The sequence below is a fragment of the Mycobacterium deserti genome (assembly GCF_025345615.1).
Classification (GTDB): Bacteria; Actinomycetota; Actinomycetes; order Mycobacteriales; family Mycobacteriaceae; genus Mycobacterium; species Mycobacterium deserti.
This window is the reverse complement of record NZ_JAODWD010000001.1, coordinates 888,141-914,280: the sequence shown is the minus strand read 5'-3', so window position 1 is coordinate 914,280 and position 26,140 is coordinate 888,141. Positions and strand designations below refer to the sequence as shown.

The following is a 26,140-nucleotide window of genomic DNA, read 5'->3' as shown; positions in this document are numbered from 1 at the left end:
GGCGGGCATGGCAGACGCTGACGTCATCGTTGTGGGGGCGGGGCTTGCGGGCCTGGTCGCAGCCTGTGAACTGGTCGAACGGGGGCGCCGGGTTCTGATCGTCGACCAGGAGAACGCCAACAACATCGGTGGCCAGGCATTCTGGTCCTTCGGCGGACTGTTCTTCGTCGACAGCCCCGAGCAGCGCCGCCTGGGCATTCGCGACAGCCACGAACTGGCCCTGCAGGACTGGCTCGGCTCGGCCGCGTTCGACCGCCAGGAAGATCACTGGCCGCGGCAGTGGGCACACGCCTACGTCGACTTCGCGTCCGGCGAGAAGCGCAGCTGGCTGCGCGAACGCGGGCTGCAGACCTTTCCCATCGTCGGGTGGGCCGAGCGTGGCGGCTACGACGCACGCGGGCACGGCAACTCGGTGCCGCGCTTCCACATCACTTGGGGCACCGGCCCTGCGATAGTCGAGATCTTCGCCCGGCGACTGCTCGGCAATCCCCGAGTGCGGTTCGCGCACCGGCATCGTGTCGACGAGCTGATCGTCGAGAACGACGCCGTGGTCGGCGTGCGCGGCGCGGCACTCGAGCCGACCGACGCCGCGCGCGGTGTAGCGTCGTCACGAAACCGCAGTGGTGACTTCGAGTTTCGTGCGCAAGCCGTGATCGTCGCCAGTGGCGGGATCGGCGGCAATCACGATCTGGTGCGGAAGAACTGGCCAACGCGCATGGGCCGAGTGCCCGAGCAATTGATCTCCGGGGTGCCCGAGCATGTCGACGGTCGGATGATCGGCATCGCCGAGGGTGCCGGGGCGCGGGTGATCAACAGCGATCGGATGTGGCACTACACCGAGGGCATCACGAACTACGACCCGATCTGGCCGATGCACGGGATCCGCATCCTGCCCGGCCCGTCGTCGTTGTGGCTGGACGCCAGCGGCAGGCGCCTGCCGTCACCGCTGTATCCGGGTTTCGACACGCTGGGCACCCTCGAACACATCGCCCAAACCGGCCAGGACTACACGTGGTTCGTGCTGAACGCACGGATCATCGCCAAGGAGTTCGCGCTCTCGGGGCAGGAGCAGAACCCGGACCTCACCGGTCGCAGTGTCAGAGATGTGCTGTCGCGAGTGCGATCCGGCGCGCCGAAGCCGGTGCAGGCGTTCGTCGACCACGGAGTCGACTTCGTCAGCGCGACTTCGTTGCGCGAATTGGTGTCCGCGATGAACAGCGTGCCGGACGTCCAACCCGTGGACTACGCCACGGTGGCGGCTGAGGTCATCGCCCGTGATCGGGAGGTCGCCAACCGGTTCACCAAGGACACGCAGGTGATGTCGATCCGGGCGGCCCGCGCCTACCTCGGCGATCGGGTCAGCCGCGTCGTCGCTCCGCACCGGCTCACCGACCCGAAGGCGGGGCCGCTGATCGCGGTGAAGTTGCACATCCTGACGCGGAAGTCGCTGGGCGGCTTGGAAACCGACCTGGACGCCCGGGCGCTCAAGCCGGGCGGCGGTGTATTCGACGGGCTGTACGCCGCGGGCGAGGCAGCCGGATTCGGTGGCGGCGGGGTACACGGCTACCGCTCGCTGGAGGGCACCTTCCTCGGCGGTTGCGTGTTCTCCGGCCGGGCCGCGGGGCGCGCTGCGGCACGGGCCGTCGGCTAGGGCAGCACGATCGTCGTCGTCACCGAAACCATCTGCGGTGTCGTCGGTGCCGACGAGAAACCGAACCGAACCGGCGGCTCCAGCGCAGTCAGGCGGCCGAGGTCCGCGCCTCGAAAGCTTGCGTGCACGGCCGTGATCCGCCGGGTACGTCGCACGCCGTAATACTCCCGCCGGCCGTTACCCGCACTTCCCGCCGTGCGAACACCCGAAACCAGGCGCGCGGCAATCGGATTGATCGTACCCAGCCACGCCGGCGCCGTCGCCACCGGCGCCGGAACCAGACGCAGCAGCCAGTCGAACGGGGCGGGTCCGCCGAGGTCTCCGTCGACCCGGAGGCCCTGCGCGCGGACCGCGAAGCCGTCGGGCCGATGCTCCACCGTGACTGGAGTGAGCTCGACGCGGTCGAAAGTGTAGGTCTGCGAGACGAATTCGGCGACCTTATCGTTGGGGGCCAGTAGGAGGCGCTCACCCTTGGTCGTCTCGATCATCACATCTGCGAATGGCCCGAACGGTGACTGCAGCCAGGATCCGACGACCATCCGAACGCCCGCGGCGGTGCCGAAACCTGCGATGTGCCCGGTGAACCGGAGCCGCCTGTCGCTCAGAACTCTGTGCCTTGCTCGATGTCCAGCACCTGGAAGTCGGTGTCGGTCATCTCGGCGAGACGCCCGTGATAGATGCCTCGGGCGCTGGGATCGATGATCGCCTGGTGGATGGGCACAGCATGGGTCGGTGCGACGGCGCGCAGGTAGTCGACCGCTTCGGAGATCTTCATCCACGGCGCAGCAGCGGGGGCCGCCAGTACATCGACGGGTTCGCCGGGGGTGTGCAATGCGTCGCCCGGGTGCATCAGCTTGGCTGGGTGGTGCCCGTCGCCGACGAGGTACGAGATGTTGTCGATCTCCGGAAGCTCGGGGTGGATCACCGCGTGCCGGCCGCCGACGCCGCGCACCTGTAGATGTCCGACGGTGAATTCGTCGCCGGCGTGCACGGCGCGCCACCGGCCGCCGAGTTGCTCAGCGGTCTGCGGATCGGCGTAGAGCGCGGCCTGCGGATTGGCGTCGAGTAGGGCCGGGAGCCGTTCGGTGTCGGCGTGGTCGGGGTGTTGATGGGTGATCAGGATGGCCGAAAGCCCGGTGATGCCCTCGAATCCCTGCGAGAACGTGCCCGGATCGAACAGGATCGTGGCTCGATCGCCGGATTCGGTGCCGAAGTCCGCGAGGAGGCATGAATGGCCGAAATGCGTCAATTGCATGCCTATATTGTGGCGCGCACGGGGGCGCAGGGGGTTGATGTTAGGTGCGATTGATGCTGGCCGTGGTCGCGGTGGCCTGGGGAATGGCGATCGCGCCTGCGCCCGCCGCCGGAGCCGTGCCGGGTGTGTGCCCACCCTTCTGTGACGCCATTCCGGACTCCGCGTGGATGTCGCCGGCCTCGATACCGCTGAACTCCGTTTACCGCTGGCCTGGGTTGGCTGGGCTCGCGGTGACCGCGCCGTCGCCGCGCTTCGGCTTCGAGGCGCTGTGCCAGAGCCCGCCTGCGGGCCGGGATCCCCGCCACCACGTGGTAGCCGAGCGTTCGGTGGTGTTGCAGCCGCCGGGGCAGTGGAACCTGCTGGTGCAGGTGCTGCACTGGCGCGGCGACGTCGCCCATGCCGGTCCGGTGGCGATGGCGACGCTGGACGCCGCCCGGGCCCGGTTCGACTCCTGCGCGGCGACAGCTCCGGCGGCGTCCCCATCGGTGACCACCAGCGATCGGCAGCGCATCGCCGCGGTGATCAGCGTTTCCGGTGATCAGGTCATGCACGAGTACCTGTTGGCCGACCCCGACAGCGCCACCGTCGTCGAGCTGGCGATGTGGTCGTCCCTGCCGCCCGCGGTCGAATGGCCCGCGGTGTCCGACGCGACAGTTTTCGCGGCGATGGCGGCACCGCTGTGCAGCGCGTATATCGGTTCGTGCCGGTAAGGCGCGGTCGACATGACCGCCGGTACAGTTGTCGCCGTGGCAAGGGTGGTGGTGCATGTGATGCCCAAGGCCGAGATCCTCGACCCGCAGGGGCAGGCGATCGTCGGCGCACTGGGTCGTCTTGGCTTCAACGGTGTATCGGATGTCCGGCAGGGCAAGCGATTTGAGCTCGAGGTCGATGACAGCATCGACGACGACACGCTCAGTGAGATCGCCGAATCGCTGTTGGCGAACACCGTCATCGAGGACTGGTCTGTAACCAGGGAGCAATCTTGACGGCCCGTGTGGGGGTGATCACATTCCCGGGAACGCTCGACGACATCGATGCGGCGCGGGCGGTCCGGCTGGCAGGCGCTGAGGCGGTCAGCCTGTGGCACGCCGACGCCGATATCAAGAACGTCGACGCCGTGGTGGTGCCCGGAGGATTCTCCTACGGCGACTATCTGCGTGCGGGTGCGATCGCGAAGTTCGCGCCGGTGATGGGCGAAGTCATTCGGGCCGCCGAGCAGGGTCTTCCGGTCTTGGGTATTTGCAACGGATTCCAGGTTCTCTGTGAGGCCGGCCTGCTGCCGGGTGCGTTGACACGCAACGCGGGACTGCATTTCGTCTGCCGCGACATCTGGTTGCAGGTGGCGTCGAACTCGTCGGCGTGGACGTCGCGCTTCGAACTGGGCGCGGACATCCTGGTGCCGCTGAAGTCCGGCGAAGGCCGCTATGTGGCGAGTGAGCAGGTGCTCGACGAGCTCGAGGGTGAGGGCCGCGTGGTGTTCCGCTACCGCGACAACCCCAACGGTTCGCAGCGCGACATCGCCGGAATCTGCTCGGCCAACGGTCGCGTCGTCGGCCTGATGCCGCATCCCGAGCACGCCACCGAGGCGTTGACCGGACCGTCCGACGACGGCCTCGGCCTGTTCTACTCCGCGCTGGACGTGGTCCTGGCCGCCTAGCGCCTTTGCTGCGAGCTTGCGCAAATTGGTGCGCTGCGCGTCGGGCAGCCGGTGTTAGGTTCGATTCGTGTTGGTGTGTGCTGCCACGTCGAAAAGGGCTACGGGGGTTCAGTGTTAGTCGATCCTGAGGTGTTGCGGGCCTTCGCCGAGCAAGTGGACGCCGCTGCAGCGACGATCAGCGGACTAGACGTTGAAGGCGTTGCTACGGCATCGGCCGACGGAGTGCCCGGGTCCGATACGCAATGGGCCGCTCGGCAGATCGGCGCTCATCTGGGGCTGGTCGGGAAAGACCTCGTCGAGGACATTTCGGCCATGAGCGCGGCGGTCCGCGGTGCCGGAGACCGGTATGAAGTGGATGATTCTGCGCTCGCCGGCACCTTCGGAAATCTCTTCTGAACGGTGCTGCCCTCACGTTCGCGACTGCAAGGCTGGAACCCTGAATCGTTGGCGTCCGCGGCGGCGTCCATCACAGCATCGGGGGACTCGATTTACCAAGCGGTGCGCGACCTTGACGACCGAATCGACAGGATGCCCGAGTCGCGGGGGTGGGCGGGGCAGGCACACGATGCCGCTGCCGCGATGTTCGGCCGGGCCACCGACCGGGCATCGAAATTCAAGAACTATGCGGAGGCATTCGGAAACGCATTACGCAGCGGGAGTGCGTCCCTCGCTGCTGCGAGGACCGCGCTGCTGAATAGGGCCGCCGAAATCGACGCAACCGAACTGCGCGTGACCGATCAGTGGGTGGTGATGATCGACCCCGCCGGAATGTCGGCTGACAAAGCAGCCGAATTGCAGAGGCAAGCGGAGGCTGCGCAAGCCGACATCAACCGCCTATTGCTCGCCGTGGGCAAGGCCGACGATTGGACGGCGCAGCAACTTATCCTGGCGAGGGCGCAGGGCATGCACTTCGAGGACATTCCCGGATCGCCTACGCCGGTGACGCCGCCGCCAGGCGACGACGTACCGAACCCAGCGACGCCCGAGGGCGAGGAGTTCCAGAAGGCCGCTCTTGCTCAAGACATGGCCACCACGGTCCGTGAAGTCACCCATACTGTCGACAAAGACGGCAACGAGATCACCACGACTACCATGCTCGACGGCAGCACGCACGTGGAGACGAGGTACGTGGATCAGGGCTTGCCGAGTCAGCAGGTCTACCCCGCGGGGACGCTCAAGGTCGTCCACACCGACAAGAACGGCAACTTCGTGTCCGAGACCATGACCACTCCTCGGGAGGACGGCGGCACGTTGACCGAGGTGTGGTACGCCGGCGGAACGCAGATCACCATTTCGCAAAACGCTGACGGGACGCGTTCCGGCAGCTGCACCACGGCTGATGGACGACACGCCGTGTTGCCCGATTCGTTCTTCCAGGACCCGCTGCCGACACTTGCCGCGGCACCCTTCTCGGGTTTGGAGGTACAGGCGGGCCGGGGCATCGTCGGAATGAGCGAGCCTGTGCTCGACGGGCTCAAGGCGGGTGCGAAGTACGCGGGGCCGGCGATGGGCCTAGCGCAGGCGGTTCTCACCCACCAGATGGCGGACACGCCCTTCGACCAGTGCGTTGCGAAGTGGTCCGGGGGCATCGGACTTGCAGGAGGAATCGCCACCTCGATAGCCGTGGGCGCCGTCCCGGGGGTCGGCCCGTTCGCCGCTATGGGCGCCAACGTCGCGGGCGGCTTCATCTTCGGCTATGTGGGCAAGCTGGTCGGAAACGCGATGTGTGGATAGTGAAAACGTCAGTAGCTACGGCGTTCCTGTGCATCGTCTTCGGGCCGTTCGGAGCCTTCTGTGTCGCGTGGGCGTTCATCTTCGTCGAGCGCACCGAGTTCCTGTCGGCCGTCGTCGCGTTCGGATTCGCGTTGTTCACTCTGGGGCTGGTTGTGATGCTGGCGACGGTCGCGATGCGCAAAGTGACACCGCGTGTGACGCGCGACCAAGGCGGAGTCACCGTGCGGCCGGACCGGAAGGTGGACGGGTATCAAGTGGCTTCGACATTGGGCGCGTTCGTCTCGATGGCGATCTATGCCATTTTCGCGCCCCTGGACATGATCGACATTGCCGTGCCGCGCGGCAACGAGAGATACCTCGTGATCGTCTGCGCCGCAGCGGTTCTGTTGGGTCTGTTCAGTCTTCGGCAGATCATCAGGCGCCGCGGGACGAGTTATCTCCGGATGACGACTGACGGCATCGAGGTGGGTAACACATTGACCTCGGTCGAGCGATCTTGGGACGATGTTGCGGATATCGCCGATAGGCCGCCGAAGGCGCGTCATCGCACCGGAACCACCTACATCACGACCGCAGACGGGCGGACTCGAGTACTTCCGTCCGACTGGTATACACCTGGTGGCCACGCGCTGCGCGAATCGTTGTGTTTCTACTGGCGGCATCCGGAACACCGTGAGGAGCTTGCTGACGGTCGAGCCGTCGAACGACTCGATGCGCAATTTCGGGATGCGAAATGACGGTTCGGCGTTCACTTTTGGTCGGGCTCACCTTGCTGGCGTTGGTCAGCTGCGCGGGCAACACAACGGAAGGACAGCCGAGAGTTGAACCGCCTGGCTTCCCGCAACAAACGCTCCTGTCGTCGTCGATGCGCCAACAGCCCGTACCGGGATGGACCACGACAGTCAAAGAGCTCGGGCTCCCGGCAGGCACGGTGGTTCGGCCGATCGGCAACATCGGCGATCGAGGAGTGTTCCTGGGCATCGCCGGCGATGGCTGGTGGCTGCTCGGCATTGATCTGACCAACGGCCGGCGGGCCTTCGGACCGGTGCGACTCGGGCCAGCCGACGACGCAACGGATTTCAATTGTCACGTCAACGGGCCACCTCTGGTTCTCTGCGTGCGGCAGGGACCCGATCTCAACGGGCCGTCAACGGCGTGGGTGGTCGATACATCGTCGGGCAAGCTGACCTACGACGGACCGACCGATCTGCGGGTCGCCGGTGCGCAGGATAAGCCTCGTCTCGAACAGATCGGTGACTTCGCGATTGCGACGGTCAGCGGTAGAGGAGTGCACGGCGTAGGGCCCCGCGGCGAACTGACCTGGTTCGTACCGGGTGACGGACTACTGTCGACCCAGTTCACAACACCGGGTCGCGACGTCGTTCCGTCGACACTCGCGGTCCAGGGCAGTGGCGGGGTCGCCGATGTGGTGTTCTCTGTCGTCGACGGCACAATCGTGAAAGCCGACTTGCCGCAAGGTAATCAGCTTGGACGAGCCGTCGTCTATCCCGGCGGCTTCGGATACGAGTTCACCCCCGAAGGCGACTTCACGAGGCAGCGAGTGGCTTTCTTCGATGACACGGGCACGATGCTCAGTGAGCCGGCATCGGGCGGCACGCTGGAGGGCGGTTCTCTCGACTTTCCCATGGTCCAGACCAGAACCGAGCGCATCGTCATCACGATCGACGGCCGACAACTTCTCCGTTTGATGCCGTCGATCCCGGCGGTCGAAGCCCGTCTGATCGGATCGAGGTTCTACGTCGCGACCGACGCAAAGAATCAGGTCTGGGAACAATTCGATCTGCGCACCGGCGAAGCCGGCAGGACTTGCGAAGGCAACAGCCTCGGGTCTTACTACATCGGCTCCGACGGTGAGGTGGCCGTCGCACTCGGCGGGGACGGGCCGGCACAAGGCGTCGACCTGGCAACGTGCCAGACATTGTGGTCCATCCCGGCTTCAACACCGGATGAGGCTAAAGAGGTGTGGCGGGTGCACACCACGCTGGTTCAGCGCGCGGACGACAAACTGTTCTCGCTGGTCGCACCGAGTTGATCAGCACGCTCGGTCCCGGAAACCGATGGCCCGCACCAAACCTGACATGTCCGGCAGCGCATCAGGCACCGTCGACTCGCGGCCCTCGACGATGGTGACCACCAGGAAGATGGCAGCCGGCGTCAGAAGCGCGAGCACCGGCTGGATATCGGGCACAAGTGGACCCTAGCGCCACTGATCTTGAAACACCCGCGAAGATGAAGGGATGGCAGCCAGCCCCCACGGTCTGTGTGAGTTCATCGACGCATCGCCCTCGCCGTTCCACGCCTGCGCGACGGTCGCCGAAAGGCTGCGCGCCACGGGCTACCGCGAGGTGGCCGAATCCGATGCCTGGCCGGCCACTGGGCGCTTCTTCACGGTGCGGGCCGGTTCCCTGATCGCCTGGCGGACCGACGCGGACAGCCGTTCGGTGCCGTTTCGCATCGTCGGTGCCCATACCGACAGCCCCAACCTGCGGGTCAAACAGCATCCCGATCGGTTCGTCGCCGGCTGGCAGGTCGTCGCACTGCAGCCCTACGGCGGCGCCTGGTTGAACTCCTGGCTGGATCGTGACCTGGGCGTCAGTGGCCGGCTGTCGATCCGGGACGGCAACACCGTCGAGCACAGGCTGGTGCGCATCGACGACCCGATCCTGCGGGTGCCGCAGCTGGCCATTCATCTGGCCGAGGACCGCAAAGCAGTGGAGCTCAACCCCCAGCGCCACGTCAACGCGGTGTGGGGCGTCGGCAGCGGGTCGCTGTCGTTTGTCGGCTACGTCGCCGAGAAAGCGGGGGTCGCAGCCGACGACGTACTCGGCGCGGACCTGATGACCCACGACCTGACCCCGTCCGCACTCGTCGGCGCTCGCCGCGAGCTGCTCAGCGCGCCGCGCCTGGACAACCTGGCCACGTGTTACGCGGGAATGGAGGCGTTCGTGGCCGTCGAGCCGACTGACCACGTACCCGTGTTGGTGCTGTTCGACCACGAAGAAGTCGGCTCGCAGTCCGATCACGGCGCGCAGTCCGATCTGCTGCTGACGGTGCTGGAGCGCATCACGCTGGCCGAGGGAGGGGGCCGCGAAGACTTCCTGCGTCGGCTGTCGGGCTCGATGGTGGCCTCCGGCGACATGGCGCACGCCACCCACCCGAACTACCCGGAGCGTCACGAACCGAGTCACCTGATCGAGGTCAACGGGGGGCCCGTACTGAAGGTGCAGCCGAACCTGCGCTACGCCACCGACGGACGCACGGCCGCAGCGTTCGCATTGGCATGCGCGCAGGCCGGCGTGCCGCTCCAGCGCTACGAGCACCGCGCCGATCTGCCCTGCGGGTCGACGATCGGGCCGATGACCGCTGCCGGCACCGGGATACCGACCGTCGACGTCGGCGCGGCCCAGCTAGCCATGCATTCGGCGCGCGAGATCATGGGCGCCGACGACGTCGGCGCCTACTCCGCGGCACTTCAGGCGTTCTTGTCACCGGCCTGATCTAGGGTCAGCCCATGGCACTGAAGTTCGAGAACATCACGTTCGACAGCACCGATCCGGACTCGCTTGCGCAGTGGTGGGCTGATGCGGTCGGTGGTGAGGTCCACCCCGTCGCCCCAGGCGAATTCGTCATCCTTGCGCGCTCGGACGGGCCCGGGTTGGCGTTCCAGAAGGTCGACGACCCGACGCCCGGCAAGAACAAGCTGCACATCGACTTCACCGCCCCCGACGTGGAGGTGGAGGTCAAGCGGCTGACCGACCTGGGCGCTCAGGAAACCGGTAGACACTCCTTCGGCGACGCGTTCCGCTGGGTGGTGCTGGCCGATCCGGCTGGCAACGCGTTCTGCGTGGCCGAAGCCTGACGCCCTACGTGATGCGCTGAGCCGAACCCAGCCAGGCTCTGCTCGGTACCGTCGAGAAGATGAGCCGACCCCGTTCACCGGCGAGCGCGTTCCCGCGGGGTGTGGCCATCGCCGGACGAGTGGTCGCCGTCGCAGGCGTTGCGGCGGCCGGTGTGGCGATCTATCTGCTGCTTCGGGGCGTCGACAACTGCGGCGCGCTGACCGACTCGGTCACCTGGCAATATGCCAGAAAGTTGCGGCCGGTCCCGGACGCGCTGGCCGCCTGCGAACGACCACTGGCCATGCGGGCGGCCGGGGTGATGACGGCGGCCAAAGCTGCCGCGATGCTGTTCGTCGTCGCTGCCGCGGTCGCCATGGCCGCAAAGTTCGCCGCCGGGAGCGTCGACACGAACCGCGGCGACGGCACAACTAGACTGTCCGGGTGACGTCCGGGCTGACCCAAGGGGTCGATACCGTCGATCCAGGTCCACACGTCGACACCGTCGACCACGCCGCCGCCTCCCCCGACACGCCGCAGCCGTACCGCGAGCTCGGGCTCAAGGACGACGAGTATCAGCGGATCCGCGACATCCTCGGCCGCAGGCCCACCGACGCCGAATTGGCGATGTACTCGGTGATGTGGAGTGAGCACTGCTCCTACAAGTCGTCCAAGGTGCATCTTCGCTACTTCGGTGAGACCACCACCGACGAGATGCGAGCAGGCATCCTGGCCGGCATCGGTGAGAACGCCGGCGTCGTCGACATCGGCGACGGCTGGGCGGTCACCTTCAAGGTGGAGTCGCACAACCATCCGTCGTATGTGGAGCCCTATCAGGGCGCGGCGACCGGTGTCGGAGGCATCGTGCGCGACATCATGGCGATGGGCGCCCGGCCCGTCGCGGTGATGGACCAGCTCAGGTTCGGAGCGGCCGACGCACCCGACACCCGACGTGTACTCGACGGCGTGGTGCGCGGCATCGGCGGCTACGGAAACTCGCTGGGGCTGCCCAACATCGGCGGCGAAACGGTCTTCGACCCGTCCTACGCCGGCAACCCTCTGGTCAACGCGCTGTGCGTCGGCGTTCTGCGCAAGGAGGATCTGCATCTGGCGTTCGCCTCGGGCACAGGCAACAAGATCATCCTGTTCGGCGCACGCACCGGACTCGACGGCATCGGCGGTGTGTCGGTGCTGGCGTCGGAGACCTTCGGCGGTGACGAGGGCGGCGGACCCGGACGCAAGAAGCTGCCCTCGGTCCAGGTCGGCGACCCCTTCATGGAGAAGGTGCTCATAGAGTGCTGTCTCGAGCTGTACGCCAACGGACTGGTGGTCGGCATTCAGGATCTCGGTGGCGCCGGATTATCGTGCGCTACTTCAGAACTCGCGTCGGCCGGTGATGGCGGAATGCGCATCGAACTGGACACCGTGCCGTTGCGCGCGGCCAACATGACCCCCGCCGAGGTGCTGTCCAGTGAGTCGCAGGAACGCATGTGCGCGGTCGTCACACCGGAGAACGTCGACTCGTTCCTCGCCGTCTGCCGCAAGTGGGAGGTGCTGGCCACCGTCATCGGCGAGGTCACCGACGGCGACCGCCTGCAGATCACCTGGCACGGCGAAACGGTGGTCGACGTGCCGCCGCGCACAGTGGCCCACGAAGGTCCGGTTTACGAGCGCCCCGTCCAACGCCCCGACAGCCAGGACGCATTGAACGCCGACACGTCGGCCGCGCTGCCCCGGCCCACGTCGGGAGATGAGCTCAAGGCGACTTTGCTTGCGCTGCTTGGCAGCCCGCACCTGTGCAGCCGGGCCTTCATCACCGAGCAGTACGACCGCTATGTGCGCGGCAACACCGTGCTGGCCGAAGACGCCGACGGGGGCGTCCTGCGGGTCGACGAGAGCACCGGCCGTGGCGTCGCCATCTCCACCGACGCGTCGGGCCGCTACACGGTCCTGGACCCGTACACCGGTGCGCAACTCGCGCTGGCCGAGGCCTACCGCAACGTCGCGGTCACCGGCGCCGCGCCCGTCGCGGTGACCAACTGCCTGAACTTCGGCTCGCCCGAGGACCCCGGCGTGATGTGGCAATTCAGTCAGGCCGTACGAGGTCTCGCCGACGGTTGTGCGGCCCTTGGTATTCCGGTTACGGGCGGGAACGTCAGCTTTTACAACCAGACCGGCAGCACACCGATCCTGCCGACGCCTGTCGTCGGCGTGCTCGGTGTCTTGGAAGACGTTCGCCGACGCATTCCGACCGGATTGGGTACCGAACCGGGCGAAACACTGCTGCTGCTCGGCGACACCCGCGACGAGTTCGACGGCTCGATCTGGGCGCAAGTCACCGCCGACCATCTCGGTGGGCTGCCGCCGAAGGTCGACCTGGCGCGCGAGAAGCTCCTCGCGGAGGTATTGGCCTCGGCGTCCCGGGACGGACTGGTGTCGGCCGCGCACGACCTGTCCGAGGGCGGGCTCATCCAGGCCGTCGTGGAGGCTGCCCTGACGGGCGAAACCGGTTGCCGCATATTGATTCCCGAGGGCTTCGATCCGTTCGTCACGCTCTTCTCCGAGTCGGCCGGCCGAGCCCTCGTCGCGGTTCCACGCACCGAGGAGAGCCGTTTCCGCTCCATGTGCGAGGCCCGTGGGCTGCCGGTCACCCGCGTTGGCGTCGTGGATCAGGGTAGCGATGCGGTTGAGGTACAGGGCATGTTCACGGTGACGTTAGAGGACCTGCGCAGCACGTCGGAGGGCGTGCTTCCCGGGTTGTTCGGGTGACCGCGCCGGTCCGCGAACGACACCGCTTTCCCGTCTGGGCGTGGAGCCTGGTCAAACTCGACTTCGTCGGCGTCGCGGTCGGCGCGCTGTTCTTCTGCCTGTCGCTGACTCCGTCGCTCTTGCCGCGTGATTGGTTGTTCCAAGGCCTGATCGGCGGCGTGAACGCGGCAATTGGTTACGGCATAGGTGTTTTCGTCGGACGGATGGTGCGACGGTTCGTGCTGCGCCGACGGGATTGGTGGCCTCCCTCGAGGCGGGTGCTGTGGGTGCTCAAGACCGTGACGGTGGTCGGGTCCGCCACCGCCAGCGTGCTGATGCTGATTCCCGCGGCTGCGTGGCAGCGACAGGTGTCGGCGGTGATGGGCATCGAGGGCCCGAACACGCTCGGCTATCTGCGCACGCTGCTCATCGCGGTGCTCGTCGGCGGCGTGTGCGTCGCCTTGTCGCGCATCCTTCTGGATGTCATCAAGACGATGGCGCGCTTCTCATCCGGCGGTGGCATCTGCACGACGAGATGGCGCTGTTCATCGGCACCGCGATCGTGGTGGTTTTGGTGCTCACGTTGGTCAACGGCGTGCTGGTCCGAGGGTTCCTGGCCGGGGCGAACCGGGTGTTCCAGCCTCAGAACACCACCACCCGGGAGGGCATCGTCCAGCCGCAGCAGTTCGAAAGGTCGGGCAGCCCAGACTCTTTCGCGGAGTGGGACACGCTGGGCTTTCAGGGTAGGAATTTCGTGGCCAGCGGACCCGACGCCGCCGAACTGGCTGCGGTCAACGGTGCACCGGCCAAAGAGCCGATTCGGGTGTACGTCGGCCTGCAGACCGCCGAGACCGATGAGCAACGCATGGCGGTGCTGCTCAGCGAACTCGAACGTACCGGCGCGTTCGACCGCAAGCTGCTGGTGATCGTTCCGACCACCGGCACCGGGTGGATCAACCCCGTCGCGGCACGCTCACTGGAGTTGATGTACAACGGCGACACCGCGATGGTCGGATCGCAGTATTCCTATCTGCCCAGCTGGATTTCATTCCTCGGCGACCAGCAGAAGTCGATGGAGTCAGGCCGCATGATGATCGACGCGATTCATCAGCGGTGGCAAGAGCTGCCGCCCGACCGGCGGCCGAAACTCTTGCTCTACGGCGAGAGCCTCGGCTCGATGGCGGGCCAGGGCGCCTTCGGGTGGCTGCCCGACGTCTCGCAGATGGGCTTCTCGTCGGTGCTGTGGGTGGGCCCGCCGAACGCGAGTCCGCTGTGGCGGGCGATCACCGAACGGCGCGACCCGGGGACCCCCGAAGTCGAGCCGCGGTACGACAACGGGCGCACAGTGCGCTTCTCGCAGGGCACCGACGCGGCCGACATCGCCGCTGATGCCAGCCCTCCGTGGGAGGGCACCCGGGTGCTGTTCCTCCAGCACCCGTCGGACCCGATCGTGTGGTGGTCGCAGGATCTGTTGTTCAACCGCCCTGATTGGCTGCGCGAGCCGGCCGGCCGCGACCGTCCGGCCTCGATGCGGTGGTATCCGATCGTCACGTTCTGGCAGGTGGCCGCGGACATGACCAATGCGGGATCGGTGCCGGGAGGCCATGGGCACAACTACGGCGACTTCGTGCTCGACGGCTGGGCGGCTGTCGCGCCGCCGAACGGCTGGACTGCCGGGGACACCGAACGTATCCGTGTCGCACTGAAGAAGACCGAGTCCGAGGATGGACCCGAATACTGATGCACAGCAGCCAGATTCGTGCCTTCGCCATTGCCGCCGCGATGGTGGGCTGGAGTTTCGTCGCGCCGCGCGTGCGGTTTCACCCGGCGCAGAGCGCCGCGTTGGGCACCGGCCTGTATGCGCTTGCCCGGCCGCCGCTGGGGCTGCGCCCTCCGGAGCTGTGGTCTGGCGTGCGCCATGGCCTCGCCGCGGGCGCACTGTTGGCGCTCGGGGTGGCCGCGACCACGCTTGTCCCGTCAGTGCGGGCGGGGATGGCCGCGCGTGAGTTGCCCGCGCGCCCGGCCCGCTGGATGTTGCTCGACATTCCGCTGGGCACCGTCTGGCCCGAGGAAGTCGCCTACCGCGCGATCCTGGGCACCGAGTCCGAGCGGGCGTTCGGCACCGCCGGTGGGCGGCTCTTGCAGGCTGTCGCGTTCGGCCTGTGGCACATCATGGACGCGCGCATCACGAAGAACCCCGTGGCAGGCACCGTTGTGGTCACGGGTGCCGCCGGGTGGGGATTCGGTTGGTTGTACGCCCGCAGCGGCAGCGTGATCGCGCCGATGCTCGCGCACCTGGCCGTCAACCAGACGGCCGCCGTCGCAGCGCTGTACGTCCAGCGCCGAAGGACTCAAACGTCTCGAATATCTGCGACCAGTTGATGAGGTTCGCTGTCCAGATCGTCGATGCCGAAGCTGATTATCCGGCGGGGCGTGATGCGGATGATCGCGGTGTCGAGTTGGTCGCCCGCGCCACCGCGGGACGGCGGTACCTCAGCTTGCTCTGCGATGCCCCGGATTTCGAGACATCGCACCCGCCAAGGGTCGCGTGACGCGATGTCGTCGACGACGAAAGCCACCTTGCGTTGGTGGGCGATGTTGCGGAACTTCTGGCTCTTCGACATCCCGTAGCCGGCGATGTCGATGGTGCCGAGTTCCTCGTTGTAGGCAAAGCCCACCGGGCTGTTCTGCGGTGTGCCGTCGCGTTGAACGGTGGCCAGCCGGCCGAGGTCGGCCTTGCGCAGATAGTCGATTTCGTGCGGTTTGAACGTCATGCCGCCCAACGTAAAACCTCAACGGTAGTTGACGTCAACACTCACGGATTGATCGTCAGCTCACCGATCTGGCGGCCCCACACGTAATCGATGAACAGCGGCTGGCCGAGCTCGAGATGGTTGTACGGCGCGATGCTCGCACCGGTGTCCATCACCAGATACGGCGCGGGGTACAGCTCGCGGGTGATGTCCTGCCAGCAGCCGGGCCGGCCCTCGGGGCCGCCGCGGGCGTTCACTCTCGGCAGGTTGTCGGGATAGACGTAGGGGTTGGCCGCACCCGCCAGGACCCCGCCGCCGGTGAGCGAATACCCGTTGCCGCCCAACGTCTTCGCGACGCGTGGCTGCACCTGGTTGAACTTGCGGATCGAGCAGAAGATCTCCCCCTGGTACTCGTCGAGAAGCTGTGTCGTCGGCACCAGGTCCTTGGCGCCCCGCGCCAGATACGGTCCGGCGCGATCGAAGGCCTCGGCATTGCCGGCGATGCCGACTGCGGCCATCAGTGCCGCGTCGAGGTCGCCGCGGTGGTGGTTGAGGGCCTGCGCGGTGCGCACGGCGTTGTCGATCCCGTCCCACACCTCCGGCGATGCGTCGGCATACACATCGGCCAGACGAGCCAGCGCTTGATTGTCACGACGGATCTGCGGCATCTTCGGATTCACGTCAGCGAGGATCTTGTTGCCGTTGAGCAGTGACTCGCCGAATTCGTCGCCGAGTCCGGTCAGCGCTTCGGCCGTCGCCGACAGGGTCTGGTTCAACTTGATCGGATCCACCCGCTCGGCGATCTGGGTGACCGCCTCGAACAGCGTATTGAACTCGGTCGTCACCGACGAGGCGTCGATGACGTCGCGATTCGAAATCCGAGCAGTGGCAGGGTGTTCCGGTGAGCTGAACGAGATGTACTTGTTGCCGAACACCGTGGTTGCCCGGATCTGCGCGTCGACGTTGGCGGGGATGAACGTCAGGTAGTGCGGATCGACGTCGAGCGTCAGCTTGGCCTTCTGGACGCCGTCGATATCGACCAGGCCGACCTGGGCCACACGGCCGATCTCCACGCCGTTGTAGGTCACCTTCGAACCGGGATCGACGACCAGTCCGGCGCGCGACGACAGCAGCGTCAGCTGTTCCTTGCGGGTCAGGTCGCCGCGGAACTGGAGGAAGATCAGCGCGCCGACGGCAGCGGTGATGGTCAGGAGCACCACGCCGGCCACCTTGTACGGTGGCCGGTGGCGGTCGACAAACACTTTGAGACCCTAAGGTATGGCCGCACGGCGTAGTGCCGATCCGACGAAGACCCGCGCCGCAGTCCGAGCGATCGAAAGCTGGCTGCGCGACGAGAACAGCTCCGCGCCTTCGCGCGCCCAACTGGCCGACGCGGTGCGGCTGACGGCCCGCACACTTGCGGACAACGCGCCAGGCTCGAGTGTCGAAGTGCGAGTGCCGCCTTTCGTTGCGGTGCAGTGCATTTCGGGTCCGGCCCACCGGCGCGGCAATCCGCCCAACGTGGTGGAGACCGATCCGCGCACGTGGTTGCTGCTGGCGACGGGGCTGCTGGACTCCGACGACGCGACCGCGAGTGGGGCGATGCAGCTGTCCGGCGGGCGGGCTGGCGAGATCGCGCGCTGGCTGCCGCTGGTGCCCCTGGACGGTTAGTTTCGCCACAGTCCGCCGGCGTCGACGACGAGGTGGGTCAAGCGCTGCGGTGCCGCAGTGACGTGGCCGGCGATCGAATACTCGCGGCGCTTGCGACGATGCGAAGGTGGCCGGCTACCCCGTATCGGGAGGCTGAGCTGCGCGAACGCAGGTGCGGATGCGGTGTCGCCGGGCGGAGGCGACGGCTTGGAGCCGAAAGCCGGGCTGAGTCGTGAGGCTTGGGCCTGAAATTTATTGCGGTCGGCTGCTGTTGTTCCTAAGGCGACACCACCGATGCATTCTCCAGTTCAACCCGTGATGACCGTAGACTGAACGCGTCTACCCAATCCGCCCTGGGAGCAGCCATATTGTGACCGGCCCGCAGACCGATCAAGAGCCGCGTGAAGAATGCGGCGTATTCGGCGTCTGGGCGCCGGGTGAAGACGTCGCGAAGCTCAGCTACTACGGCTTGTACGCGCTGCAGCACCGCGGCCAGGAGGCGGCGGGCATCGCGGTCGCGGACGGTTCGCAGGTGCTCGTTTTCAAAGATCTAGGCCTTGTCAGTCAGGTGTTCGACGAGCAGACGCTGGCTGCGATGGACGGCCATGTCGCGATCGGCCACTGCCGGTACTCGACCACCGGCTCTACCACCTGGGAAAACGCGCAGCCGGTGTTCCGCAACACCGCGGCAGGCACGGGTGTGGCGCTGGGCCATAACGGCAACCTCGTCAACGCCGCTGAACTCGCAGGGCGTGCCCGCGAGGCGGGCCTGATCGGTAGGCGCGGCGCACCTGCGGCGACCACCGACTCCGACATTCTCGGTGCACTGCTGGCCCACGGCGCCGTCGATTCGACGCTGGAGCAGGCCGCCCTCGAACTCCTGCCGACGGTCCGCGGCGCGTTCTGCCTGACGTTCATGGACGAGAACACTTTGTACGCCGCGCGCGACCCCTACGGTGTGCGGCCGCTGTCGTTGGGACGGCTGGACCGCGGCTGGGTGGTCGCATCGGAGACGGCAGCCCTCGACATCGTCGGCGCCTCCTTCGTCCGCGACATCGAGCCGGGGGAGCTGTTGGCCATCGACGCCGACGGAGTGCGCTCGACGCGGTTCGCGAACCCCGAGCCGAAGGGCTGCGTATTCGAGTACGTCTACCTGGCCCGACCGGACAGCACGATCGCCGGCCGGTCGGTGCACGGCACCCGCGTCGACATCGGCCGCCGGCTGGCACGTGAGAAGCCCGTCGACGCGGACCTGGTGATCGGGGTGCCGGAGTCGGGCACGCCCGCAGCCGTCGGTTACGCACAGGAGTCCGGAATCCCGTTCGGGCAGGGCCTGATGAAGAACGCCTATGTCGGGCGCACGTTCATCCAACCGTCGCAGACCATCCGGCAGCTGGGCATCCGGCTCAAGCTCAACCCGCTCAAGGAAGTAATCCGAGGCAAGCGGCTGATCGTCGTCGACGACTCCATCGTCCGCGGCAACACCCAGCGCGCACTGATCCGGATGCTGCGTGAAGCGGGCGCGGTCGAGGTGCACGTGCGCATCGCGTCGCCGCCGGTGAGATGGCCGTGTTTCTACGGCATCGACTTCGCCACCCCCGCCGAACTCATCGCCAACGCCTCCAGCAACGGAGGGAACGAAGGCGAGATGCTCGAAGCGGTGCGCCACGCGATCGGCGCCGACACCCTCGGCTACATCTCGCAGCACGGAATGATCGCCGCGACCGAGCAGCCGGCCTCGCGGCTGTGCTCGGCGTGCTTCGACGGCGTCTACCCGATCGAGCTGCCCGGAGAAACGGCATTGGGCAAGAACGTCATCGAGCACATGCTGGCGACGGCGGCGCGCACCGGCATTCCTCTGCAGGCCGACAACGACAACGCCTCGGCGTTGCGCCGGCCCTAACTGCGGCCGACGCGGGCCCAGCTCGGATCGCTGGGCAGCGGTCCATCCCGCAGCGCCTCGGCGACAGCATCCCGATACGACGTCAGGCCGCCTTCCGGCGGCGCGATGATGTCGTCGATGTCGTGTTCGCCCATCACCGCGTCGACCTCCAGCGACTCGATCAGCGGTCGCGCAAGTCCGCCGGGCATCGGAGTCACAACGCCGATCCACCAACTCGCGATAGTCGGTGTGAGCCAAGGCAATACGATCATCAGCCGCCGTCGCAGGCCTGCCACCTCGGCATAGACTTGCATGGCCTCGCCGTATTCGAAGACGTCCGGTCCGCCGACGTCCCACGTGCGCGACGACGGCACCGTGACGGTGGCGGCCTCGGCCAGATAGTGCAGGACGTCGCGGGCAGCGATCGGCTGGATCTTGTTGTGCACCCACTTGGGCGTGGTCATCGCGGGCAGGCGATTTGTCAGATGGCGGATCATCTCGAAAGACGCTGACCCCGAACCGATCACGATACCGGCCTGCAGCACGACGGCCTCGATGCCGGATTCGATGAGGGCGTCGCCGACCGCGGCGCGCGAGCGCAGGTGCGGCGACAGGTCGTCTTTTTGCGGGTGCAGACCGCCCAAGTACACCAGGCGTCTGACGCCTGCACGACGCGCTGCCTCGACCACATTGCGCGCCGATTCCGCTTCGGCTTGCTCGAAGTTCTTCTCCGTGCCCATGGAATGCACGAGGTAGTAGACGACGTCCATGCCCTCGAATGCCGCGCTCAACGAGTCGGCGTCGCTGAGGTCACCGCAGGCGATGTCGATCCGATCACGCCATGGCCGGTCGTCGAGCTTGTCCGGGTTGCGCGCCAAGGCCCGCACCGCGTAGCCGCGGTCAAGCAGATGCGGGATCAACCGGCCGCCGATATAGCCGGTCGCCCCCGTCACCAAACAGCGAATTCCGTCAGCGGCCATCTACGGGAGATGCCCCGTTCCCGGTCAGGCAAACGCGCAACCGGGGTCGGGCGTATCCACAGCGAGCGGAACGCCCGTGGGTTTGATGTAGAGCACCCACATCTTGAGCGGCACGGACTCCAGGTTGCGCCCGACATGCACGTTGCTCGGTCCGCTGGCCTCGGTGATGGGCGCCCCGACGGCGTAGACGCCGTCGCGGGTGCAGTTCGCCGCGTCGTGGGTGAGCGTGCCTGCCCGGATGACGCCGTACACCTGCCCGTCGTGGTAGTGCCAGCCGGTGCTGCCGCCAGGGGCGATGGTGATCTCACGGGTGATGTAGTCGATCCCGTCGACCGTCGCCTGCGACAGCGTCACCGCCTCGACGCCGGAGCTCGGGGTGGCGAACGCCGTCGCGGGGGTCAGCGTCCACGGCGCACCGATCGCCGTCATGAGAAGCGCAAGCCAGCGAAGCGTCGTCATGGTGGCCAGGTTCGCACACAGGGGCCGCACGCACGTACCGACGCGCGGCCAACACCGGTAGCCTTACTCGCGATGACCGAAAGCGCCGAACCTGCCGGCATCTCCTACGCGTCGGCCGGGGTCGACATCGAAGCCGGCGACCGAGCCGTCGAACTCCTCAAACCGCTGGCCAACAAGGCCACCAGACCCGAGGTCCGCGGTGGTTTGGGCGGGTTCGCCGGACTGTTCGCCCTGCGCGGCGGCTATCGCGAGCCCGTCCTCGCATCGTCGACGGACGGGGTGGGCACCAAGCTCGCCGTCGCCCAGGCCATGGACAAACACGACACGGTCGGCATCGACCTGGTGGCCATGGTCGTCGACGACCTCGTGGTGTGCGGCGCCGAACCGCTGTTCCTCCAGGACTACATCGCGGTCGGCCGCACAGTGCCCGAACGGGTCGGTCAAATCGTCGCCGGCATCGCCGAGGGCTGTGTGTTGTCGGGCTGCGCCCTGTTGGGCGGGGAGACCGCGGAACATCCCGGCTTGATGGCGCCCGACCACTACGACATCTCGGCGACCGGCGTCGGGGTGGTGGAGGCCGACGACGTCTTGGGCCCCGACCGCGTCAAGCCGGGTGACGTGATCATCGCGATGGCGTCGACCGGTCTGCACTCCAACGGTTACTCACTGGCGCGCAAAGTGCTGCTCGAGATCGACCGAATGAACCTCGCCGGGCACGTCGAGGAGTTCGGCCGCACTCTGGGCGAAGAACTGCTGGAGCCGACGCGGATCTACGCCAAGGACTGCCTTGCGCTGATCGCCGAGACTCAGGTGCGCACCTTCTGCCACATCACCGGCGGCGGCCTGGCGGGCAACCTCGAGCGGGTGGTCCCGCACGGGCTGGTGGCCGAAATCGACCGCGGCACATGGACACCCGCTCCGGTGTTCGGCATGATTGCCCAGCGTGGACGCGTCGAGCGCGCCGAGATGGAGAAGACGTTCAACATGGGCATCGGGATGGTTGCCGTCGTGGCTCCCGAGGACACCGATAGGGCGCTGGCCGTGCTGACCGCCCGCCATCTCAACTGCTGGACCGTGGGAACGGTCAAGAAGGGCGGCAAAGACAGCCCCCGAGCCGAGCTCGTGGGCCAGCACCCGCGCTTTTAGGGCTAACGCCGCCAGTCGTCGTCGTCTATTTCGTCGGCTACCGGATCGGCGCCGTTGAAATCGTCGGCGCCCGCCAGCTCGCGCTGAAGCCGCTCGAAATCGGTCTGCGGTGAGCTGTACTTGAGCTCACGAGCAACCTTGGTCTGCTTTGCCTTCGCCCGGCCGCGGCCCATGGGGGTACCCCCTCGCGCAATAACGGAGCGGCCCAACGTACAGGCGGCTCCGATCTGAGTGTCATTTATCGTCCTGCCGACACTTTACCGTGCCTGGCTGTCGTGTGCTGGCAGGGTCACGTGGCAGTCAACGCGCGCCACCTCGCAGCTGTTCCACCGCGCGGCGCCCGGCACCGGCGACATCAGGCGGCGGCAACGACCCGACGTCGATGACGGCGGCCACCTCTTGTTCGCCGCCCGTGGTCAGTTCGGTGTCTGCGGGCAGGCCGCGCTTGACCAGGGCGAGAGCGATCGGGCCCTCGTCGACATGATCGACCACCGTGCCGAGTCGGCCCACGGTGCGGCCGGCGGCCAGCACCGGGTCGCCCGTCGACGGACGCTCGGCCGAGCCGTCGAGCTGCAGCAACACCAGCATCCTTGGCGGTTTTCCGAGGTTGTGCACTCGGGCCACCGTCTCCTGCCCGCGGTAGCAGCCCTTGTCGAGGTGCACCGCTGACCCGATCCAGCCGACCTCGTGCGGGATCGTCCGTTCGTCGGTGTCGACGCCGAGACGGGCTCTGCGGGCCGCTACCCGATGCGCCTCGTAGGCCCATACACCGGCCGGTCGCACTCCGGCGTCGGTCAGCCGCTTCTTCCAGTGCGCGGCCTGCTCGCGCGGTACGACGAGGTCCATCTCGACGCCGTGCAGGCGGCGCAGGAACCCGCCGTCGGGCAGCGCAACGGCGCTCAACTCCGCTGGTAGAGGACCGACATTCAGGGTCTCCGCGACGTCGGTCAGGCGGGGACCGAGCAGCGACAAAACCGCGAGGTCCGCTGCTTCGACCGCGACGTCGGACCAGAACACCATCCGCTGCAGATAGGTCAGCAACGGCTCGCCGCGCGACGGTTCGGTGTCGAGCACTGTGAGGCCGTCGAGCTGAGTCTGCAGCCAGTGATCTTCGACACGGCCCTGCCCGTCGAGGCTCAAATTCTCGGTCACCGCGCCGTCAGGCAGGTCGCTGACGTGCTGGGTGGAGATGTTGTGCAGCCAGGATTTCCGGTCGCCACCGGTGAGGGTCAGGGCGGCCCGGTGCGAGCGGTCCACCACCACGGCGTCGTTCGCCGCGGCGCGCTGCTCGCCGAACGGGTCGCCGTAGTGCCAGACGGCTCCGGCGTCGGGTCCGGTTTCAGGGGCGGGAACAGCGGACATGCTTCAACTCTACGGTCACTGCTCCTCGCTTCGCGCCCGCCGCCGGGCGCTACGCTTCTGGGCCATGGCGACGCAACCCGCGGTCGTGGTGACCCTCGATGGTGAACTGCACGATCCCTCGGCGCCCCTGCTGTACGCCGACGACCTGGCCGCCGTCCGTGGCGACGGCGTCTTCGAGACGTTGTTGGTCCGCGACCGCAGGCCGTGTCTGCTCGAGGCGCACCTCGCGAGGCTGACGCACTCGGCGAAGCTGACCGACCTGCCGGCGCCGGACCTGCCGCAGTGGCGTTCGGCCGTGGACGCCGCGGTCGGCAAGTGGCTGGCCGACGGCGGCGGCGAGGGCGTGCTGCGACTGGTGTACAGCCGTGGTCGCGAAGGCGGCTCACCGCCGACCGCGTACGCGACCATCGGCGACCTGCCGGCGCGGGTGGCCGAGGCGCGCAGCAAGGGCGTCGCGGCCGTGACCCTGCCGCGCGGGCTGACCGCCGAGGGTGCCGACGACATGCCGTGGCTGCTGGCGGGCGCAAAGACCCTGTCGTACGCGATCAACATGGCCGCACTGCGGCACGCGGAGCGCCAGGGCGCATCGGACGTGATCTTCGTCGGCACCGACGGTTACGTGCTCGAGGGGCCGCGCTCCACGGTGGTGATCGCGACGACTGTCGACGGCAACCCGACACTGCTCACCCCGCCGCCCTGGTATCCGATTCTGCGCGGCACGACGCAGCGCGCCCTGTTCGAGGTGGCTCGCAACAAAGGGTACGACTGCGACTACCGCAGATTGCGGGTCACGGATCTAGTTGCCGCACAGGGCGTCTGGCTGGTGTCGAGCATCACGCTGGCGGCCAGGGTGCACACCTTGGACGGTGCGCCGCTGCCACCTGCGCCGTTGGCGCGTGATCTTGCGCAACTCGTCGACGCCGCGATCGTCAGCGATCGCTGAGCGCGTAATGGCTGAGAAATTGGTTGTCGCCGCGTTTGTGCGCGGGTACCGTCGCTCGTACACAAGAAGGGAGGTGGTCCGAGAAATTGAATGACTTATGGACATGTGAGGTGGCTGCGAGCTAGCAGCGCCGGGGAACGAGCGCAACGCTCACCGCGATCCGCGCGCGCTGGCGAATTCCCCGCAGTCACCCGACCCCCGAGCCCTACGGTTTTGTCCAACTGTGGAACGTCGGCTCGGGGGTCGCACCATGTCTGGCGTCGGTCCGCCCCGTGGGTGACGATGCCGCGCACAGGCCCGGTGTGGCTGGCGGTGGTGAGCGCGGCGGTGCTGACCGCCTGCGCGCCTGTCGCCGAACGGGACGCCGCCGACACATACGACGACTGTCACAAGGACGCGCTCGGCACCCTCTACGCGGGCATCTTCACCTTCGGCACGGACCAGCCGGTGTACCCGCCGTGGTACATGGGCGACGATCCCTCCAACGGCGAGGGATTCGAGTCCGCAGTTGCTTATGCGGTCGCGATCAGGCTCGGCTACGCCAGAGACGAGGTCCGCTGGGTGCGCGTGCCGTTCAACGCAGCGCTTGCACCGGGCCCGAAGACGTTCGACGCCAACCTCACTGAATTCTCGATCACCGATCAGCGCAAGGCAGCGGTTGATTTCTCCTCGCCCTATTTCGACGTGACGCAGGCCGTGGTCACGGTCAGGTCGTCGCCGGCGGCCGGCGTGAAGACGCTCGCCGCGCTCAGGACGCTCAAGCTCGGCGTGCAGGTCGGCACCACTAGCCATACCGCCGCCACGTCGATCGGGGGCGACGTCGAGGTGTACAACACCAACACCGACGCGAAGATGGCGTTGACCACCGGTGGCGTCGACGCGTTGGTCACGGATCTGCCGACTGCCTTCGCGGTCGCCAACGAATTGCGCGATGGTCTCATGGTCGGTCAACTGCCCGGCGCGACAAGCGATGTCGAACAGTTCGGGGTTGTGCTGGACAAGAGCAGCCCACTCACCAGATGTGTGTCGTGGGCCGTTGATCGGCTTCGCGAGGACGGCAGCCTGGCGCAACTGCAAGAGGTCTGGCTGGTCGACGAGGGCCGCGCACCGGTGCTGCGCTAGCCCGCGGGGCCGGGAGCAAGCGACGAGCACGACTGCATGGCGTCGTTCCAGGCCTGCTCGGAGACCCCCGGCGGCGGTCCTGCGGACGGGCCCGGCGCTGCGGGCACGCCATGCTCGGTCAGGCATTGCGCCAACGAGCCATGGCCCGCTGGGGCTTGCGTGGTGGTCGTGGTCTGCTCCGTCGAATCGCTGTCGGACGAACACCCCGCCAGGAGCCCTGCCGCAGCGATGCCTGCGGCCAGCACAAGCGCCCGCATCATCCGACGAACCTCGCGAGCCGGGCCGACAGATGCGGCACCAGACCACCGTCGGCGTCGACGCGTTCCTCCACATATGCCAGGTCGCCGCCCTCGACGATGCCGTAGAGCCGTTTGGCGCCGCCGACCAGCACCCCTGACTTGCTGCGCGCCAATGCGTCGGTGACCAACTCCCACGACGATTGGTTGCGCGGGCGGCCGTAGAACAATTCGACGTAACCGGCCGAATGGGCCAGCAGCAGTTCGATGGCCTGCGACTCGGATGGATCGTTCGGGTCGTTGACGAATCGCCAGAAGCCCGACTCGCGCAACGAGGGCTGGTCGTACTCGCCGTCCTTGGTCAGCCGCCACGAGCGCGCCTCCCAGATCAGATAGTCGCCGCCGTCGTGGGATACGACGATCTGCTGGCCGAACCGGTAATCGCCGTCGGTGCCACGTCCTTCGCCCTCACCGCGCCAGACCCCGACGAGCGGCAGCAGCGCCAACAGTTCGTCGGACAGGTTCGCGCCCTCACGAAGATTGGCGGTGTCCGTCGGCGCCGGCAGGTCGGAGAACGCCGGAATGTTGCGCGCCGCCGTGATCTTGGCCCGTTCGGCTGCGGCGGCGACGGCCTCGTCGCCGGAGGTCACGACTCGTCGGTGATCAGCCGGTACAACGCATACAGCGCGAACCACGTAATGACCA

The 26,140-nt window shown here is 67.2% G+C and carries 28 protein-coding genes and 2 pseudogenes; 19 read left to right on the top strand and 11 right to left on the bottom strand.

All coding sequences use genetic code 11. The features are described from left to right. Nucleotides 1–7 precede the first annotated feature (7 nt). Entirely contained in the window at nucleotides 8–1,651 is a 1,644-nt protein-coding gene (locus N4S67_RS04600) for an FAD-binding dehydrogenase (RefSeq protein ID WP_260991719.1), read from the top strand. On the opposite strand, the gene N4S67_RS04595 is transcribed toward N4S67_RS04600, so the two are convergent. Both N4S67_RS04595 and N4S67_RS04590 read right to left on the bottom strand, forming a co-directional pair. Further along, nucleotides 1,648–2,190, bottom strand: coding sequence for a hypothetical protein (locus tag N4S67_RS04595; protein WP_260991718.1), 543 nt, complete (start codon nucleotides 2,188–2,190; stop codon nucleotides 1,648–1,650). The two genes, N4S67_RS04600 and N4S67_RS04595, sit on opposite strands and share 4 nt — an antisense overlap. A 62-nt stretch (nucleotides 2,191–2,252) precedes the next feature. Continuing rightward, nucleotides 2,253–2,906 (bottom strand): MBL fold metallo-hydrolase, encoded by a 654-nt coding sequence (locus N4S67_RS04590; RefSeq protein ID WP_260991717.1) that lies wholly within the window; start codon nucleotides 2,904–2,906, stop codon nucleotides 2,253–2,255. A 44-nt stretch (nucleotides 2,907–2,950) separates the two neighbouring features. Between N4S67_RS04590 and N4S67_RS04585 the strand changes: the two genes are divergently transcribed. The 7 genes from N4S67_RS04585 (at nucleotide 2,951) to N4S67_RS04555 (ending at nucleotide 8,350) form a co-directional block, all read left to right on the top strand. Further along, nucleotides 2,951–3,616 (top strand): ATPase, encoded by a 666-nt coding sequence (locus tag N4S67_RS04585; protein ID WP_390893213.1) that lies wholly within the window; start codon nucleotides 2,951–2,953, stop codon nucleotides 3,614–3,616. A 36-nt stretch (nucleotides 3,617–3,652) separates the two neighbouring features. Then, nucleotides 3,653–3,892, top strand: coding sequence for a phosphoribosylformylglycinamidine synthase subunit PurS (gene purS, locus N4S67_RS04580; RefSeq protein WP_260992056.1), 240 nt, complete (start codon nucleotides 3,653–3,655; stop codon nucleotides 3,890–3,892). Next, on the top strand, nucleotides 3,889–4,563 hold the full coding sequence (purQ, locus tag N4S67_RS04575) for a phosphoribosylformylglycinamidine synthase subunit PurQ (protein WP_260991715.1): 675 nt from the start codon (nucleotides 3,889–3,891) through the stop codon (nucleotides 4,561–4,563). The genes purS and purQ overlap by 4 nt, the downstream gene beginning before the upstream one ends. Before the next feature lie 111 nt (nucleotides 4,564–4,674). After that, nucleotides 4,675–4,959, top strand: a complete 285-nt coding sequence (locus N4S67_RS04570) for a type VII secretion target (protein WP_260991714.1) — start codon at nucleotides 4,675–4,677, stop codon at nucleotides 4,957–4,959. A 3-nt stretch (nucleotides 4,960–4,962) separates the two neighbouring features. Continuing rightward, nucleotides 4,963–6,297 carry a WXG100 family type VII secretion target gene (locus tag N4S67_RS04565; RefSeq protein WP_260991713.1) on the top strand — a complete coding sequence of 445 codons (1,335 nt, stop codon included), beginning with the start codon at nucleotides 4,963–4,965 and terminating at the stop codon, nucleotides 6,295–6,297. Then, nucleotides 6,297–7,034 carry a hypothetical protein gene (locus N4S67_RS04560; RefSeq protein WP_260991712.1) on the top strand — a complete coding sequence of 246 codons (738 nt, stop codon included), beginning with the start codon at nucleotides 6,297–6,299 and terminating at the stop codon, nucleotides 7,032–7,034. Before N4S67_RS04565 ends, N4S67_RS04560 begins: the two co-directional genes overlap by 1 nt. 128 nt (nucleotides 7,035–7,162) lie before the next feature. Then, complete coding sequence (locus tag N4S67_RS04555; protein WP_260991711.1) at nucleotides 7,163–8,350, top strand: hypothetical protein; 1,188 nt, start codon at nucleotides 7,163–7,165, stop codon at nucleotides 8,348–8,350. 12 nt (nucleotides 8,351–8,362) lie between these two features. Here N4S67_RS04555 and N4S67_RS04550 read toward each other — a convergent pair. Next, nucleotides 8,363–8,506: pseudogene (locus tag N4S67_RS04550) on the bottom strand (Dyp-type peroxidase); the annotation flags it as partial. 49 nt (nucleotides 8,507–8,555) lie between these two features. Between N4S67_RS04550 and N4S67_RS04545 the strand changes: the two are divergent. The 6 genes and pseudogenes from N4S67_RS04545 to N4S67_RS04520 all read left to right on the top strand — a co-directional run bounded on the left by N4S67_RS04545 (nucleotide 8,556) and on the right by N4S67_RS04520 (nucleotide 15,284). Continuing rightward, nucleotides 8,556–9,815: a M18 family aminopeptidase gene (locus N4S67_RS04545; protein WP_260991710.1), complete on the top strand. Its 1,260-nt coding sequence runs from the start codon at nucleotides 8,556–8,558 to the stop codon at nucleotides 9,813–9,815. Nucleotides 9,816–9,829: 14 nt separating this feature from the next. Continuing rightward, the gene (locus N4S67_RS04540; protein ID WP_260991709.1) at nucleotides 9,830–10,177 is read left to right on the top strand and encodes a VOC family protein; all 348 of its coding nucleotides are present in this window, start codon (nucleotides 9,830–9,832) and stop codon (nucleotides 10,175–10,177) included. Between the two features lie 59 nt (nucleotides 10,178–10,236). After that, the gene (locus N4S67_RS04535) at nucleotides 10,237–10,602 is read left to right on the top strand and encodes a hypothetical protein (RefSeq protein ID WP_260991708.1); all 366 of its coding nucleotides are present in this window, start codon (nucleotides 10,237–10,239) and stop codon (nucleotides 10,600–10,602) included. A gap of 8 nt (nucleotides 10,603–10,610) precedes the next feature. Beyond that, the gene (gene purL, locus N4S67_RS04530; protein ID WP_260992055.1) at nucleotides 10,611–12,923 is read left to right on the top strand and encodes a phosphoribosylformylglycinamidine synthase subunit PurL; all 2,313 of its coding nucleotides are present in this window, start codon (nucleotides 10,611–10,613) and stop codon (nucleotides 12,921–12,923) included. Further along, nucleotides 12,920–14,643 (top strand): annotated as a pseudogene (locus tag N4S67_RS04525) (alpha/beta hydrolase). The gene purL and the pseudogene N4S67_RS04525 overlap by 4 nt, the downstream one beginning before the upstream one ends. Further along, nucleotides 14,643–15,284, top strand: coding sequence for an Rv0804 family intramembrane glutamic endopeptidase (locus N4S67_RS04520; protein WP_260991707.1), 642 nt, complete (start codon nucleotides 14,643–14,645; stop codon nucleotides 15,282–15,284). Before N4S67_RS04525 ends, N4S67_RS04520 begins: the two are co-directional and overlap by 1 nt. Here the strand turns inward: N4S67_RS04520 and N4S67_RS04515 are convergent. Both N4S67_RS04515 and N4S67_RS04510 read right to left on the bottom strand, forming a co-directional pair. After that, nucleotides 15,254–15,676, bottom strand: coding sequence for a PPOX class F420-dependent oxidoreductase (locus N4S67_RS04515; RefSeq protein WP_260991706.1), 423 nt, complete (start codon nucleotides 15,674–15,676; stop codon nucleotides 15,254–15,256). The genes N4S67_RS04520 and N4S67_RS04515 overlap by 31 nt on opposite strands. A 41-nt stretch (nucleotides 15,677–15,717) precedes the next feature. Continuing rightward, the gene (locus tag N4S67_RS04510) at nucleotides 15,718–16,917 is read right to left on the bottom strand and encodes an MCE family protein (protein ID WP_260991705.1); all 1,200 of its coding nucleotides are present in this window, start codon (nucleotides 16,915–16,917) and stop codon (nucleotides 15,718–15,720) included. A gap of 16 nt (nucleotides 16,918–16,933) precedes the next feature. Here N4S67_RS04510 and N4S67_RS04505 point away from each other — a divergent pair, with 16 nt between their 5' ends. Continuing rightward, nucleotides 16,934–17,326: a sterol carrier family protein gene (locus N4S67_RS04505; RefSeq protein WP_260991704.1), complete on the top strand. Its 393-nt coding sequence runs from the start codon at nucleotides 16,934–16,936 to the stop codon at nucleotides 17,324–17,326. A gap of 349 nt (nucleotides 17,327–17,675) precedes the next feature. Continuing rightward, nucleotides 17,676–19,208: an amidophosphoribosyltransferase gene (gene purF / locus N4S67_RS04500; protein ID WP_260991703.1), complete on the top strand. Its 1,533-nt coding sequence runs from the start codon at nucleotides 17,676–17,678 to the stop codon at nucleotides 19,206–19,208. On the opposite strand, the gene N4S67_RS04495 is transcribed toward purF, so the two are convergent. Both N4S67_RS04495 and N4S67_RS04490 read right to left on the bottom strand, forming a co-directional pair. Further along, a complete protein-coding gene (locus N4S67_RS04495) occupies nucleotides 19,205–20,167 on the bottom strand; it encodes an NAD(P)H-binding protein (protein ID WP_260991702.1) in 963 nt (320 codons plus the stop codon). The genes purF and N4S67_RS04495 overlap by 4 nt on opposite strands. Before the next feature lie 24 nt (nucleotides 20,168–20,191). Beyond that, nucleotides 20,192–20,626, bottom strand: a complete 435-nt coding sequence (locus tag N4S67_RS04490; RefSeq protein ID WP_260991701.1) for a cupin — start codon at nucleotides 20,624–20,626, stop codon at nucleotides 20,192–20,194. A 72-nt stretch (nucleotides 20,627–20,698) separates the two neighbouring features. On the opposite strand from N4S67_RS04490, the gene purM reads away from it, so the two are divergent. Beyond that, on the top strand, nucleotides 20,699–21,772 hold the full coding sequence (gene purM / locus N4S67_RS04485; RefSeq protein WP_260991700.1) for a phosphoribosylformylglycinamidine cyclo-ligase: 1,074 nt from the start codon (nucleotides 20,699–20,701) through the stop codon (nucleotides 21,770–21,772). Between the two features lie 2 nt (nucleotides 21,773–21,774). On the opposite strand, the gene N4S67_RS04480 is transcribed toward purM, so the two are convergent. Further along, nucleotides 21,775–21,945: a DUF3073 domain-containing protein gene (locus N4S67_RS04480; protein WP_260991699.1), complete on the bottom strand. Its 171-nt coding sequence runs from the start codon at nucleotides 21,943–21,945 to the stop codon at nucleotides 21,775–21,777. Between the two features lie 127 nt (nucleotides 21,946–22,072). Next, nucleotides 22,073–23,134 (bottom strand): CAF17-like 4Fe-4S cluster assembly/insertion protein YgfZ, encoded by a 1,062-nt coding sequence (gene ygfZ / locus N4S67_RS04475; protein WP_260991698.1) that lies wholly within the window; start codon nucleotides 23,132–23,134, stop codon nucleotides 22,073–22,075. A 64-nt stretch (nucleotides 23,135–23,198) separates the two neighbouring features. On the opposite strand from ygfZ, the gene N4S67_RS04470 reads away from it, so the two are divergent. Both N4S67_RS04470 and N4S67_RS04465 read left to right on the top strand, forming a co-directional pair. Further along, on the top strand, nucleotides 23,199–24,077 hold the full coding sequence (locus N4S67_RS04470) for an aminodeoxychorismate lyase (protein ID WP_260991697.1): 879 nt from the start codon (nucleotides 23,199–23,201) through the stop codon (nucleotides 24,075–24,077). Between the two features lie 282 nt (nucleotides 24,078–24,359). Then, nucleotides 24,360–25,199 (top strand): ABC transporter substrate-binding protein, encoded by an 840-nt coding sequence (locus tag N4S67_RS04465; protein WP_260991696.1) that lies wholly within the window; start codon nucleotides 24,360–24,362, stop codon nucleotides 25,197–25,199. Here the strand turns inward: N4S67_RS04465 and N4S67_RS04460 are convergent. Together N4S67_RS04460 and N4S67_RS04455 are read right to left on the bottom strand one after the other, a co-directional pair. Then, on the bottom strand, nucleotides 25,196–25,456 hold the full coding sequence (locus tag N4S67_RS04460; RefSeq protein ID WP_260992054.1) for a hypothetical protein: 261 nt from the start codon (nucleotides 25,454–25,456) through the stop codon (nucleotides 25,196–25,198). The two genes, N4S67_RS04465 and N4S67_RS04460, sit on opposite strands and share 4 nt — an antisense overlap. Further along, a complete protein-coding gene (locus tag N4S67_RS04455) occupies nucleotides 25,456–26,130 on the bottom strand; it encodes an FABP family protein (protein WP_260991695.1) in 675 nt (224 codons plus the stop codon). Before N4S67_RS04455 ends, N4S67_RS04460 begins: the two co-directional genes overlap by 1 nt. Between the last annotated feature and the right edge of the window lie 10 nt (nucleotides 26,131–26,140).

Coding starts and splice junctions, on each gene's coding strand:
- N4S67_RS04540 (WP_260991709.1), top strand. CDS start 9,830: ATGGCACTGAAGTTCGAGAACATCACGTTCGACAGCACCGATCCGGAC.
- N4S67_RS04465 (WP_260991696.1), top strand. CDS start 24,360: ATGCCGCGCACAGGCCCGGTGTGGCTGGCGGTGGTGAGCGCGGCGGTG.
- ygfZ (WP_260991698.1), bottom strand. CDS start 23,134: ATGTCCGCTGTTCCCGCCCCTGAAACCGGACCCGACGCCGGAGCCGTC.
- N4S67_RS04555 (WP_260991711.1), top strand. CDS start 7,163: ATGCGCCAACAGCCCGTACCGGGATGGACCACGACAGTCAAAGAGCTC.
- N4S67_RS04470 (WP_260991697.1), top strand. CDS start 23,199: ATGGCGACGCAACCCGCGGTCGTGGTGACCCTCGATGGTGAACTGCAC.
- N4S67_RS04600 (WP_260991719.1), top strand. CDS start 8: ATGGCAGACGCTGACGTCATCGTTGTGGGGGCGGGGCTTGCGGGCCTG.
- N4S67_RS04480 (WP_260991699.1), bottom strand. CDS start 21,945: ATGGGCCGCGGCCGGGCGAAGGCAAAGCAGACCAAGGTTGCTCGTGAG.
- N4S67_RS04460 (WP_260992054.1), bottom strand. CDS start 25,456: ATGCGGGCGCTTGTGCTGGCCGCAGGCATCGCTGCGGCAGGGCTCCTG.
- N4S67_RS04515 (WP_260991706.1), bottom strand. CDS start 15,676: ATGACGTTCAAACCGCACGAAATCGACTATCTGCGCAAGGCCGACCTC.
- N4S67_RS04495 (WP_260991702.1), bottom strand. CDS start 20,167: ATGGCCGCTGACGGAATTCGCTGTTTGGTGACGGGGGCGACCGGCTAT.
- N4S67_RS04490 (WP_260991701.1), bottom strand. CDS start 20,626: ATGACGACGCTTCGCTGGCTTGCGCTTCTCATGACGGCGATCGGTGCG.
- N4S67_RS04505 (WP_260991704.1), top strand. CDS start 16,934: ATGGCCGCACGGCGTAGTGCCGATCCGACGAAGACCCGCGCCGCAGTC.
- N4S67_RS04520 (WP_260991707.1), top strand. CDS start 14,643: ATGCACAGCAGCCAGATTCGTGCCTTCGCCATTGCCGCCGCGATGGTG.
- N4S67_RS04535 (WP_260991708.1), top strand. CDS start 10,237: ATGAGCCGACCCCGTTCACCGGCGAGCGCGTTCCCGCGGGGTGTGGCC.
- N4S67_RS04590 (WP_260991717.1), bottom strand. CDS start 2,906: ATGCAATTGACGCATTTCGGCCATTCATGCCTCCTCGCGGACTTCGGC.
- N4S67_RS04545 (WP_260991710.1), top strand. CDS start 8,556: ATGGCAGCCAGCCCCCACGGTCTGTGTGAGTTCATCGACGCATCGCCC.
- purM (WP_260991700.1), top strand. CDS start 20,699: ATGACCGAAAGCGCCGAACCTGCCGGCATCTCCTACGCGTCGGCCGGG.
- N4S67_RS04595 (WP_260991718.1), bottom strand. CDS start 2,190: ATGGTCGTCGGATCCTGGCTGCAGTCACCGTTCGGGCCATTCGCAGAT.